Raw genomic sequence first — 11,384 nt, 5'->3', positions numbered from 1 at the left:
CCGCCAGATAGCCCAGCAGCCCCCCGGCGGCGCAAGCGCCCACGGCCCGCGGCAGCCCGGCCACGGCCGCGCGCCCCCGGGCCCGCACCACGGACCCGAGCAGCAGCGCACCACCCACGCTCATGCCGACGCTCATCCCGAGCGCCATCCCGCCGATCTCCCACTCGTCGGGCAGCACCAGCACGAACACCGTCTGCGCGACCATCACGACGATCCACCCGGCGACGGTCCCGGTGGCGACGGCCCGCCCCCGCCCGGCGGCGTACAGCACCCGGCTGAGGTGGGCGATGAGCCCGTAGCCGAGCAGCCCAGGGGCGAACAGCGCGATCGCCGCCGCCAGCTCACCCGCCGGCACGTCGCTCTTGCCCGCCAGGAACACCACCGCGCCAGGCCCGGACGCGGCCGCCAGCACCCCAGCGGAGAGGCCCGACACCAGCACCACGGCCCGGGTCGTGCGCGCCGCGAGCGCCGAGAACGCCGCGGGCTCCCCCACCTGCGCGGACAGCCGGGGAAAGGCGCTGGTGGCGATCGGCACGGCCAGCACCGCGTACGGCACCAGGTAGATCGCCCACGCGTAGTTGTAGGCCGCGAGGGCGCCGCTGCCGATCGCCTGGTTGGCCAGCAGCACCACCACGACCATGGCCGCCTGCTGGGCCAGCAGCGCCGACACGCCCGCCAGCGCGAGCCTGCGCACCTGGACCGCCACCCCGTCGGGGAAACGCAGGGTGGGCCGCCACCGCAGCCCCAGCCGCCCGACGGGCCCGAGCACGGCCAGCACCAGGGAGAGCACGCCCAGGCTCGTGCCGACCGACAACGCCAGCTCGGCGGGACGCAGCTCCCGGGTGGGCACGCTCAGCCCGTCGCTGAGGGGCACGAACACCAGGTAGGCGACGATGACCACGATGCTCGACACCAGGGGCGCGACCGCCGGCCCGGCGAAGCGCTTGTGCGACTGCAGCACGCCGTAGAGCACCACGGCGACGCCGTACAGAGGGATCTGGGGGGCGAAGACGACGAGCATGCGGGTGGCGACGGCGCTCATCGGGGCGGGGTCGCAACCTTCCACGCCCGAGCCGAAGAGCAGCCCGGTGACCGGCCCGGCGAGCACCGCGACGAGCACGCCCAGCGGCACGAGCACGACGACCACCCAGGTGAGCAGCGCCGAGCCGATCCGGCCGGCCCGCTCACGCGCGCCCTCGTCGGCCGCCCCGGCGAGCACGGGCACGACCATCCCCGCCAGCGCGCCCCCGGCGACCACCTCGAAGACGATGTTGGGGATCTGGTTGGCCGTCATGTAGGCCGTGGCCAGGCAGTTGGTGCCGACGGTCTGGGCGAAGGCGTACTGCTTGGCGAAGCCGGCGACGCGCGCGAGGATGGTGATCGCCCCGATGAGCATCGCCCCACCCGCGACGCCCCGCGCGGTCACCACTCCCATCGGGCCTCCAGAAAGCCGCCGACGTACGCTGACGCAGACATCCTGGCAGGCCGGGCCGACAATCGCGGCCGGCGGGTCACACAGGGTCGGCCGGGCGGCGGCCGAGCATGTCGATCCGGTCGAGCACGGGGTTGCCGGCGATGACCTTGGTGAAGCTGATCTTCTCGGCGGCGGCGGTCAGCGCCACGACGGTGCCGAGCACGGCGTACCGGCCGGGTCTGCCGAGCCTGGTCACCGCGGCCAGCCCGAGCAGCGCGCCGAGGGAGTTGGCGCCGGCGTCGCCGAGCATCGCGCGCTCGCCGAGGTCGTCGGGCAGCAGCGCGGCGGCGGCGCCCAGCGGGACGGCGGCCAGCGCCGCGGCGGCGGGCGAGCCGCGCAGGACCGAGGCGGCCAGCAGCGGCCCGCCGGTGAGCAGAGCCACCTTGATGGCGCGGCCGGGACGCAGGTCGAAGAGGTTGGCGAGATTGGCGGCACCCGCGATGGTGGCGCCGTTGACCAGAGTGTCGACGGGCCCCTTGGACACCAGCGCGGCCGACAGGAGGCCTGTGGCGCCGATGCCGAGGATCTTGACGGCGCCGCTGGTGACCTCGCCGCGGGCGAGCGCGCTCAGGTGGCCCTTGAAGCCCTTGGAGTCGGTGGTGCCGTAGAGGTCGTCGTAGGCGCCGAGCGCGCCGCTGCCGGCCCCGGCGAGCAGCGCGGCGGCGCGTACGCGACCGGGCAGGCCCGGCGCGAGCGCGGCGGCGGCGCCGGATCCGGCGACGAACGCCGGCCCCTCCAGCAGGGTGAGGGGCTCGCCGCGGTGGTTCTTCCGCGTCCAGCGGCTGCTCAGATCGGCCTGCCGGTTACGGGTGAACCCGGCGTAGGCCGCGCGGGCGGCGACGGCGCCGATGGCGGCGCCGGCGAGGGCGTAGAGGAGGCCACGGGCCCGGCTGGCAGGCATGTCAGCTCCCGGAGTCACTGGTGGTGGGGGACGGAGACGGGGTCGCCGGCGGCGGCATGGGCGCCGAGGCTCCCGGGCCCACGCCGTACTGGCCGGCGCGACCGCTCAGCTGCTCCCGCAGAGAGGAGACCATGACGACGCGGCCCAGCGGCATGTCGACGATGTCGACCGTGGACACGCGCTTGGAGACCTCGCCTTCGTCGCGCAGGGCGCTGATCACGTCGCCGGGCATGGCGACGGGCGGCACGATGCCCGCCAGCACCGTGCCGCGCCCGGCCGCGTCGAAGCCGTCGGCGACCGCGACGAGGGCGCCCGCCTGCACCTCGGCGCTCTCCCCCTCGTACGGCCGCTCGGGCGCGAGCATCACCGCGAGCGTGGCCCGCTGGTCCGCATCGCCCTCGACGCTGAGCAGGCCGCCCGCCTCGAACGTGCTGAGCACGTCGCCGGCAGCGGCGTTGGGCGTGCCGGCCTGCGCCGGGTCGGTCGTGACGAGCGCGGAGGCGAGCAGCGTGGACGCGCGCCCCCAGCTGGTGCCCGTGGGCGGGAAGATCATGTTGACCGGCTTGAGCTGGTTGACCAGGCCGTCGAGCACGCCCACGCCCTTGGGGTCGAGGAACTTCTCGGTCAGCGTGACGCGCCCGGAGATCTCGGCGCCCGCCTGGTCGAGCACCTTCTCGGCCGACTCGCGTACGGCGGTGCTGGAGCCCGGCGTCTCGATGAGCAGCACCCGCTGGCCGGTCAGGTCGCCCGCGACGAGCTCGGGCGTCGCGGAGTCGATGAACGCGTCGTTGCCCGCCTGGCGGCCCTGCAGCGTGTCGATCTCCACGCGCAGCTCCTCCTTGGTCTTGGTGAGCTGCGCGGTCATCTCCTGGGCGGACCTGACCGCGGGCTCCTCCAGGAGCGTGGTGCCCAGCACGATGCCCACCGCCAGGGCCAGGAAGATGGCGACGATGGAGACGAGGTGGTAACGAAAATCGATCACGAGAAGAGTCCGACCAGCCAGAAGATGAACGCGTTCCAGACGTCCTGCAGGCCGTTCAGCCAGGTCTGGCCGAGCGGCGACAGGGAGAGCGCGACGCCCATGGTGATCAGCGCGGTGATCACCAGCAGGAGCAGCTGCGAGGTGGTGATGCGGCTGCGGTAGAGCCTGCTCACGCCCTTGGCGTCGATGAGCTTGCTGCCGATGATCAGCCGGGTGAGGAAGGTGCTCGCCATGCCGGCGCGGCCCTTGTCGAGGAACTCCTCCAGGGTGCCGTGGGTGCCGACGGCGACGATCAGCTCGGCGCCCTTGTCGTCGGCGAGGAGCATGGCGATGTCCTCGCTGGTGCCGGTGGCGGGGAAGATCACCGCTTCGCGGCCGAGCTGGTGGACGCGTTCGAGCCCGGGCGCCCTGCCGTCGCGGTAGGCGTGCACGACCAGCTCGGCGCCGCAGGTCAGGGCCTTGGTGGAGACGGAGTCGAAGTCGCCGACGATGACGTCGGGCAGGTAACCCGCCTCCAGCAGGGCGTCGGCCCCTCCGTCGACGCCCACCAGGACGGGACGGTATTCGCGGATGTAGGGGCGCAGGGTGGCGATGTCTTCTTTGTAGTGGTATCCGCGCACCACGATGAGGACGTGCCGGCCCTCCATGGAGGTGCGGATCTCGGGGACGCCGACTCCGTCGATGAGGAGCTTGCCCTCGCCGCGGACGTATTCCATCGTGTTGACGGCGAAGGCCTCGATCTGCACCGCGAGCCCGGCGCGCGCCTCGGCCATGGCGGCATCGACGGTCTCGGGCGTCTGCTCGACGCCCTTGCCGACCACCTCGTCGTCGAGGTGGACGACGCCGTCGCAGACGCGCACGACGTCGCCGTCCTTGACGCGTTCGAAGAGCTCCGGGGTGGCGTGGTCGACGAACGGTACGCCGGCTTCGATCAGGATCTGCGGCCCCAGATTGGGGTAGCGCCCGCTGATGCCCGCGGCGACGTTGACCACCGCCGCGGCTCCGCATGCGACAAGAGCCTCCGCGCTGACCCGGTCAACGTCAACATGGTCGATAATCGCTATTTCTCCGGGCTGGAGGCGTTTTGTCAGCCTCTTGGTGCGCCGGTCGATTCTCGCCACTGCCGTTATACCGGGAAGGTCACCGACCTTCCGCCCACGGAGGCCCGGCATCTTGCTTCCGGGAACCTTCATCAACGACCATCCTGCCAGAGCCAAACGGCGCGCAGGCCACGCATTACGCGGCGTGTCCACTATGTCACCCGCAATCACCTGTCGGCTGCCGCCAGTCCCAGCAGCTCCTCGGCGTGCGCCCGGCCCAGTTCGGAGTCCTCGAGTCCGGCGAGCATGCGCGACAGCTCGCGTACGCGACCCTCGTGGTTGAGCGTGACGACGCCGCTGCGCACGACGCTGCCGTCGCTCGCCTTCTCGACCACGAGATGCTGGTCGGCGAAGGCCGCCACCTGCGGCAGGTGGGTGACCACGATCACCTGCGCGGTGCGGGCCAGCCGGGCGAGCCGGCGCCCGATCTCGACCGCCGCCTTACCGCCGACGCCGGCGTCCACTTCGTCGAACACGAACGTCGGCACGGGATCGGCGCCGGCGAAGACCACCTCGATCGCGAGCATCACGCGGCTCAGCTCGCCACCGGAGGCGCCCTTGTTGAGCGGCAGCGGCGGCGCGGCGGGATGGGCGGCCATGCGCAGCTCCACCTCGTCGCGGCCCTCCGGCCCGAAGTCCTCGCTCTGGCTCAGCTGGACGACGACCCGGGCGTGGGGCATGGCGAGCGCGGTCAGCTCCTCGGTGACGGCGCGGCCGAACCGCTCGGCGGCGGCCTGGCGCACCTTCGTCAGCTCGGCGGCCAGCTCGGTGAGCCGGGCCGTCAGCTCTTCGTACTCGCGGGCCAGCTCCTCGATGCGCTCGTCGTCGCCTTCGAGCTCGATCAGCCGGGCCGCCGCCTGCTGCGCCCACGTCAGGACGGCCGCGGTGTCCTCGCCGTACTTTCGGGTCAGGCCCGACAGCACCGACCTGCGCTCCTGCACGGCCGCCAGCCGGGCGGGATCGGCCTCGACGGACTCGGCGTACGCCGCCAGGTCGGTGGCCACGTCGGAGATCAGGTAGCCGGCCTCGGCCAGCCGGTCGGCCACCCCGGCGAGCTGAGCGTCGAAGTCGCGTACGGCCTCCACCGCGGCCCGCGCCTCCCCCAGCAGCGAGACGACGTCGTGAGGGCCGCTCGCGGCCTCCATCGGGTCGCCGAGCAGCGCGGTGTGCGCGCTCGTCGCGGCGTTGCGCAGCGCGTCGGCGTGTGAGAGACGTTCTTCCTCGGCTCGCAGCTCGGTGTCCTCGCCCGCCTTGGGGTCGACCTTCTCGATCTCCTCCAGGCCGAAGCGGAGCATGTCGGCCTCCTGCGTCCGCTCCCTGGCCCGGGTGGTCAGCTCCTCCAGCAGCGCGGCGACCTGCTTGTGCCGTTTGTACGCCTGCGTGTAGGCCCGCAGCGGCTTGACCAGCGCGTTGCCGGCATAGCGGTCGAGCGCGGCGCGCTGCCTGGCCGGCTGCAGCAGCCGCTGCTGGTCCATCTGCCCGTGCACGGCGACCAGGTCGTCGGCGAGGTACGTCAGCGTGCCGACGGGCACCGATCTCCCGCCCAGCCACGCCCGGGACCTGCCCTCGGCGGAGACGGTGCGTGAGATGATCAGCTCGCCGTCCTCGATCTCGCCGCCGATGTCCTCGACCTGCTGGGCGACGCGACCGCCGGCCTCGATGACGAGGGTGCCCTCGACGCTCGCCCGGTCGGCTCCCGGGCGGATGCGCGAGGGATCGGCCCGGCCACCGAACAGCAGGCCGAGCCCGGTGACGACCATCGTCTTGCCCGCGCCGGTCTCGCCGGTGACCACGTTGAAGCCCGGGGATAGCTCGAGCACGGCCTCGTCGATGACGCCGAGCCCCTGGATGCGGACCTCCTCGACCCTTGGTCGCACTGCCCACTCCCGTTCACTGCCGTGTCTGACGCCGCTGCCCGCGCGGCCCGCCATGCCCACGTGATCCTACGCGCTCTCCTGTCCATTCACTCAGGGTCGCGCCCTTCCGCGCCAGCCCTGAACAGGTAGCTCGAACTTGGCGACCAGCCGGTCGGTGAACGGCGCGCCCGTGCTCTCCACTCCGTGCAGACGGGCCAGGCGGACGGGCTCGGCGCCCCTGCGCACCTCGACCCTGGAGCCCGGCGGAAGCTCGAACCTGCGGCGCCCGTCGCACCACAGAACGCCGCGCGGCGTGTCCGGCAGGATCTCGACGGCCAGCGTGGAGCACGGCGAGACCACCATCGGCCGGTCGAACAGCGCGTGCGCGCTGATGGGCACCATCAGCAGCGCTTCCACCTCGGGCCACACGACCGGGCCGCCGGCGGAGAACGCGTACGCGGTCGAGCCCGTCGGAGTGGCGCATATCACGCCGTCACAGCCCCAGCGGGACAGCGGCCGCCCGTCGATCTCGGCGACCACCTCCAGCATGCGCCCCTGCTTCTCCACGGTGACCTCGTTGAGCGCCCACGTGTCGGCCAGCACCCTGCCGTTGTGCCGGGCGATGACGTCGACCGTCATGCGCTCCTCGACGTCGTAGCGGCCCGCCACGACGTTGTCGACGGCCGCGGCCAGGTCGGCCACCTCGGCCTCGGCCAGGAAGCCGACGTGGCCGAGGTTGACGCCCAGCAGCGGCGTGCCCGTCGCTCTGGCGAGCTCGGCCGCGCGCAGCAACGACCCGTCGCCGCCGAGCACGAACATGACCTCGGCGTCCTTGGCCGCACTCGCGTCGGCCGGGACGGCCTCGGCCTCCGGGCAGCCGATCTCGGCGGCCTCGGTGTCGAGCACCCTGACGGCGATGCCCGCCTTGACCAGCCGGTCGATGACCAGCCGGGCGCTGTCGACGGCGGCGGCGCGCCCGGTGTGCACGGCGACCAGCACGGTGCGTTTCATTGCGGCCCTTCCGCGACGGCCCGCTGGATCTCGGCATCGAGGTCGGCGACCGGTGGCTCGCCGTCACCCTTGCCGAGCCACAGCAGGTATTCGACATTTCCCGACGGCCCGGGCAGCGGGCTCGCGGTGACGCCGCGCACGGTCAGCCCCTGCTCGACGGCCTTGGCCGCGGCGTCGCGCACCGACCGTGCCCGCAGCTCGGGATCGCGGACGACGCCGCCCGCCCCGACGAGGTCCTTGCCCACCTCGAACTGCGGCTTCACCAGCATCACGAAGTCGGCTCTCGGCGCCGCGACCGCGGCAAGCGCGGGCAGCACCAGCCGCAGAGAGATGAACGACAGGTCGCCCACGACCAGCGTGGGCGGCTCGCCGACCATGTCGGGGGTGAGGTCGCGCACGTTGACGCGCTCCATCACGGTCACCCGCTCGTCGTTGCGCAACGACCAGGCGAGCTGGCCGTAGCCGACGTCGACGGCCAGCACGTGGCCGGCCCCTCGGCGCAGCAGCACGTCGGTGAAGCCACCGGTGGAGGCGCCCGCGTCGAGGCAGCGGCGGCCCTCCACCGACAGACTCGTGAACGCCTCCAGCGCGCCGAGCAGCTTGTGCGCCCCGCGCGAGACGTAGTCGGGGCCGTCGTCGGAGGCGGCCACGACGATGGCGGAGGCGGTGTCGACCTGGGTGGCGGGCTTGCGGGCCCGCTGGCCGCCCACGCTGACCCGCCCGGCCTCGATGAGCTGGGCGGCCTGCTCGCGCGACCGGGCCAGGCCGCGGCGCACGAGCTCACTGTCGAGACGGATCCTGCGGCTCACGGGCGCTCCGGGACCCCCGCGTCCGTTACCCGCGCCGCCGTCGTATGCTCGCCCTGCGCGTCGTCCACTGCAGCGAGCGTGCTCTCCAGCCCGGAGAACGCCTCCTCGAAGACGGCCACGTGCTCGCTCACGGGCAGCTCGCCCAGCCGGGCCAGGCCGGCGACGATGGCGTCGACCCGCGCGTCCGCGGTCTCCTCGGGCAGCTCACTCATGACTCGACCGTAACGCCTCCCGCGAGCACCCGGGACCTCGGCAGGCGTGTCACGCGTTGGAGGTCATACGGGGGTGCTACTCATGTGGAACGCTACCCTCCGCAAAGGGAAGAAAGGATACGCAAATGGCAAGCGTCGAGGAGTGCCGGGCGGCACTGGTCAAGCTCGTCGCCCAATTCGACGAGATCGACCATGAGGATCGTGCCAAGCACGTGGTCGAGCGCACGGTCAGCTGCCGGGTGTCCGACCTCGACGTGACCTTCTACGGCCGGCTGCACCACGGAGGGCTCGACCCGTTCTCGGAGCAGTCGCCGCCGGACGGCAAGGCCGCCGACGTCAAACTCACGATCCTGAGCGACGACCTGATCGCGCTGGTCGACGGGGAGCTGGACCTGGCACGCGCGCTGCTCGGAGGGCGGGTGAAGGTCGACGCGAGCTTCGGCGATCTGATGCGCCTGCGCCGGCTCATCTGACGTTCTTCAGCGACGGGCGAACCTTCTTCAGCGAAAGGCGTCCTCCCCTCCTCCACCCCGGCCGGCCGGAGGGCCGTGCGAAGATCACCCGATCCGGTCGAGCACCGGCTTGACCGCGTCCCCCTCGATACGTCCCTCACCGGCCGCCGTCCAGGCGGCGTCGCAGGCCGCCCTCAACCCGTCGATCCGGCTGCCGTCGCCGTCGAGCCGCAGCGTCCCGTCCTTCCAGCCGGCCCGCCATCCGCCGCAGACGCCGTCGCGGACCTCCGGATACGGCAGGAGCAGCGCCCCCAGGTCCTCCCCGATGTACGTCGGCCGGTGGTGGGGCTCCGCCGTCAACACGTCGGTCGCCGTCGCCACCCCGGTCAGCACCAGCAGGCTCTCGACGCCCGCGTTGAAGGCCCCTTCGATGTCGGTGTCCAGCCGGTCGCCCACGACCAGCGGCCGGCGCGCGCCCGTGCGGATCATCGACTCGCGGTGCAGCGGCGGGTCGGGCTTGCCGGCGTAGACCGGTTCGACGCCGGTGGCCACGGCGATCACGCTGACCAAGGCCCCGTTACCCGGCAGAATCCCCCGCCCGGTCGGCAGCGTGCTGTCGCGGTTCGCGGCCACGAACAGCGCCCCGTGCCGTACCGCCAGCGCCCCCTCGGCCAGCAGCCCGTACGCCAACCCCGGCGCGAACCCCTGCACCACCGCCACAGGCGACTCGGCGGCCGTGGACACCGGACGCAGCCCCAGGTCGCGTACCGCCAGCCGCAGCCCCGACCCGCCGACCACGAGCACGTTCGCGCCGGGCGCAACCCGCTCGGCCACCAGCCGGGCGGCGGCCTGCGCGGAGGTCACCACGTCGGCGGCGGTCGCGGGCGCGCCGAGCTCCCGCAGGTGCGCGGCGATGGCCGCCGGCGTGCGGGAGGCGTTGTTCGTCACGTACGCCAGCCGCGCCCCGCGCCGGCGGGCCTCCTCCAGCGCGGCCGGGGCACCGGGCACCGCATGGCTGCCCAGATAGACCACGCCGTCGAGGTCGAGCAGCAGGGTGTCGTAGCCGTCGATCAGCACAGTCCCTCTTCCCGGTTGACTCTCACGCCGCGTGAGACTTTAGCGTCGCCGTCGTACCCACCTACAGGAAGGATCCGGTCATGTCTGCACACGTCAACCTGTCGGCCGAGGAGCGCGCGGAACTGTTCGGCGGCTTCGACCCGGACGAGCACGCGGCGGAGGCGGAGCGGCGCTGGGGCGGCACCCAGGCGTGGACCGACTCGGCGCGGCGCACGGCGTCGTACACGAAGGAGGACTGGCAGCGCTTCCTGGCGGACGCGGCCGGCATCTCCGCACGCATGGCGGAGGCGATGCGGGCGGGGCTGCCCGCCGACGGCGGGCAGGCCATGGACCTGGCGGAGGAGCACCGCGCCCACATCACGCGCTGGTGCTACGAGTGCACGTACGAGATCCACCGCGGCCTCGGTGAGATGTACGTCACCGATCCCCGCTTCACCGCCTCCATCGACGCGACGGCTGCGGGACTGGCCGAGTATTTCCGCTCCGCCATCATCGCCAACGCCGTCCGTCACCAGGGCTGACTTCCCACAGGCTTTCTCCGTTCCGCCTCGCCGGGCGGAGCGGGTGCCCCTGTGGTGAACCCGCATGTCATGTCTCAGGGGCCACCTTCACATCTCCCGGCGCGCGCGCAATGTGGCGCGAACGCTCCGCAACGCCGACACGTAATGGCGTTCGTCCGGGCGCATGGCCACGGCGATGGCGAGAGGCTCCTGGGCCCCTTCCACGTCTCCCGTGCGCCACAACGACAATCCCAATCCGAAGTAGGCATAGTCCTCGGCCGGATTGAAGTCCACGATCTGCCGGAAGCTGGCCGCGGCCTCCGCGTACTGCCGGGAGTTGAACTGGGCCCTGGCCAGCGCCTCCAGGATGCTCCGGGATTCGGGCTCGGCCGCCGCGGCGCGTTCGAGCAGAGCCGCCGCGGCGGCCGGACTGCCTTCTTGGAGCAACTTGACCCCACGCTGGTACCAGTCGTAAACGCCGCCCATGGGAGCGCCCGAGCTTTCACCGTGAACGTTTTGATCTTGACACATGTGGGAGGACTCCTTCATCGCTGCTACGGCGACCCCCGCCCCGCCCTGACTGCCGGGACGGCACGACTGCGACCACAACCACGGGGCGACTTCCGGAAGACACAAGCACTTATGGGAGCATGCCCGGTATGGGGACTCCTGAACTGCCGGTGCCGGATGGACTGGTGCTACGGCCCTTCCGAGGCGTGCGTTTCGCTGTCGAAGATCCCGCCAAGGTGACCTCCCCGCCGTACGACCTGATTTCGGACGCCGACGTAGAGGTCCTCCTCGACTCCCACCCGAACAATGTCGTCCGCCTCATCCTTCCCCGCTCCCCTCAAGAGGCCTCCGACGACCCAGCGCGTCCCGCATCCCCGGAAGCGCACCCGGAACAGCACGCGCAGGGGGAAGCCGCACAGGACGCACATGCGGAACCCGCACGGGACGCGAGGGGGGAAGCCGCACGGGACGAACACCCGGAGGCCGGACAAGACGTAGAC

General features: G+C 72.4%; 13 protein-coding genes. 3 read left to right on the top strand and 10 right to left on the bottom strand.

Annotated elements, in window-relative coordinates:
* The 8 genes from murJ to E1286_RS42515 form a co-directional block, all read right to left on the bottom strand.
* Positions 1-1,435, bottom strand: a 1,435-nt coding sequence (gene murJ, locus E1286_RS42550; protein WP_132622328.1) for a murein biosynthesis integral membrane protein MurJ, incomplete at its 3' end; no start/stop codon positions are given.
* Positions 1,436-1,511: 76 nt separating this feature from the next.
* On the bottom strand, positions 1,512-2,375 hold the full coding sequence (locus E1286_RS42545) for a hypothetical protein (RefSeq protein WP_132622326.1): 864 nt from the start codon (positions 2,373-2,375) through the stop codon (positions 1,512-1,514).
* Position 2,376: 1 nt separating this feature from the next.
* Positions 2,377-3,357 carry a copper transporter gene (locus tag E1286_RS42540; protein ID WP_132622324.1) on the bottom strand — a complete coding sequence of 327 codons (981 nt, stop codon included), beginning with the start codon at positions 3,355-3,357 and terminating at the stop codon, positions 2,377-2,379.
* Positions 3,354-4,550 (bottom strand): putative cytokinetic ring protein SteA, encoded by a 1,197-nt coding sequence (gene steA, locus E1286_RS42535; protein WP_132622322.1) that lies wholly within the window; start codon positions 4,548-4,550, stop codon positions 3,354-3,356. The genes E1286_RS42540 and steA overlap by 4 nt, the downstream gene beginning before the upstream one ends.
* Before the next feature lie 74 nt (positions 4,551-4,624).
* Positions 4,625-6,334 carry a DNA repair protein RecN gene (recN, locus tag E1286_RS42530; RefSeq protein WP_132622320.1) on the bottom strand — a complete coding sequence of 570 codons (1,710 nt, stop codon included), beginning with the start codon at positions 6,332-6,334 and terminating at the stop codon, positions 4,625-4,627.
* Positions 6,335-6,424: 90 nt separating this feature from the next.
* Positions 6,425-7,324: an NAD kinase gene (locus E1286_RS42525; RefSeq protein ID WP_132622318.1), complete on the bottom strand. Its 900-nt coding sequence runs from the start codon at positions 7,322-7,324 to the stop codon at positions 6,425-6,427.
* A complete protein-coding gene (locus E1286_RS42520; protein ID WP_132622316.1) occupies positions 7,321-8,133 on the bottom strand; it encodes a TlyA family RNA methyltransferase in 813 nt (270 codons plus the stop codon). Before E1286_RS42520 ends, E1286_RS42525 begins: the two co-directional genes overlap by 4 nt.
* Positions 8,130-8,345, bottom strand: coding sequence for a hypothetical protein (locus tag E1286_RS42515; protein WP_132622314.1), 216 nt, complete (start codon positions 8,343-8,345; stop codon positions 8,130-8,132). Before E1286_RS42515 ends, E1286_RS42520 begins: the two co-directional genes overlap by 4 nt.
* A 125-nt stretch (positions 8,346-8,470) precedes the next feature.
* Between E1286_RS42515 and E1286_RS42510 the strand changes: the two genes are divergently transcribed.
* Positions 8,471-8,818, top strand: a complete 348-nt coding sequence (locus E1286_RS42510) for an SCP2 sterol-binding domain-containing protein (protein WP_132622312.1) — start codon at positions 8,471-8,473, stop codon at positions 8,816-8,818.
* Positions 8,819-8,902: 84 nt separating this feature from the next.
* Here E1286_RS42510 and E1286_RS42505 read toward each other — a convergent pair whose 3' ends face one another.
* A complete protein-coding gene (locus E1286_RS42505; RefSeq protein WP_132622310.1) occupies positions 8,903-9,874 on the bottom strand; it encodes an HAD-IIA family hydrolase in 972 nt (323 codons plus the stop codon).
* An 80-nt stretch (positions 9,875-9,954) separates the two neighbouring features.
* Here E1286_RS42505 and E1286_RS42500 point away from each other — a divergent pair, with 80 nt between their 5' ends.
* A complete protein-coding gene (locus E1286_RS42500) occupies positions 9,955-10,395 on the top strand; it encodes a TipAS antibiotic-recognition domain-containing protein (protein ID WP_132622308.1) in 441 nt (146 codons plus the stop codon).
* A gap of 87 nt (positions 10,396-10,482) precedes the next feature.
* On the opposite strand, the gene E1286_RS42495 is transcribed toward E1286_RS42500, so the two are convergent.
* A complete protein-coding gene (locus tag E1286_RS42495; RefSeq protein ID WP_397051456.1) occupies positions 10,483-10,860 on the bottom strand; it encodes a tetratricopeptide repeat protein in 378 nt (125 codons plus the stop codon).
* A gap of 164 nt (positions 10,861-11,024) precedes the next feature.
* On the opposite strand from E1286_RS42495, the gene E1286_RS42490 reads away from it, so the two are divergent.
* The coding region (locus E1286_RS42490) for a DUF1015 family protein (protein WP_132622306.1) at positions 11,025-11,384 on the top strand (360 nt) is incomplete at its 3' end.

This window comes from Nonomuraea terrae, from assembly GCF_004348995.1.
Taxonomy (GTDB): Bacteria; Actinomycetota; Actinomycetes; order Streptosporangiales; family Streptosporangiaceae; genus Nonomuraea; species Nonomuraea terrae.
Note: the sequence above shows the minus strand (reverse complement) of the source record. Positions and strands in the feature narration are given on the sequence as shown.

Coding starts and splice junctions, on each gene's coding strand:
- E1286_RS42515 (WP_132622314.1), bottom strand. CDS start 8,345: ATGAGTGAGCTGCCCGAGGAGACCGCGGACGCGCGGGTCGACGCCATC.
- E1286_RS42495 (WP_397051456.1), bottom strand. CDS start 10,860: ATGGGCGGCGTTTACGACTGGTACCAGCGTGGGGTCAAGTTGCTCCAA.
- E1286_RS42500 (WP_132622308.1), top strand. CDS start 9,955: ATGTCTGCACACGTCAACCTGTCGGCCGAGGAGCGCGCGGAACTGTTC.
- steA (WP_132622322.1), bottom strand. CDS start 4,550: ATGAAGGTTCCCGGAAGCAAGATGCCGGGCCTCCGTGGGCGGAAGGTC.
- E1286_RS42510 (WP_132622312.1), top strand. CDS start 8,471: ATGGCAAGCGTCGAGGAGTGCCGGGCGGCACTGGTCAAGCTCGTCGCC.
- E1286_RS42545 (WP_132622326.1), bottom strand. CDS start 2,375: ATGCCTGCCAGCCGGGCCCGTGGCCTCCTCTACGCCCTCGCCGGCGCC.
- E1286_RS42525 (WP_132622318.1), bottom strand. CDS start 7,324: ATGAAACGCACCGTGCTGGTCGCCGTGCACACCGGGCGCGCCGCCGCC.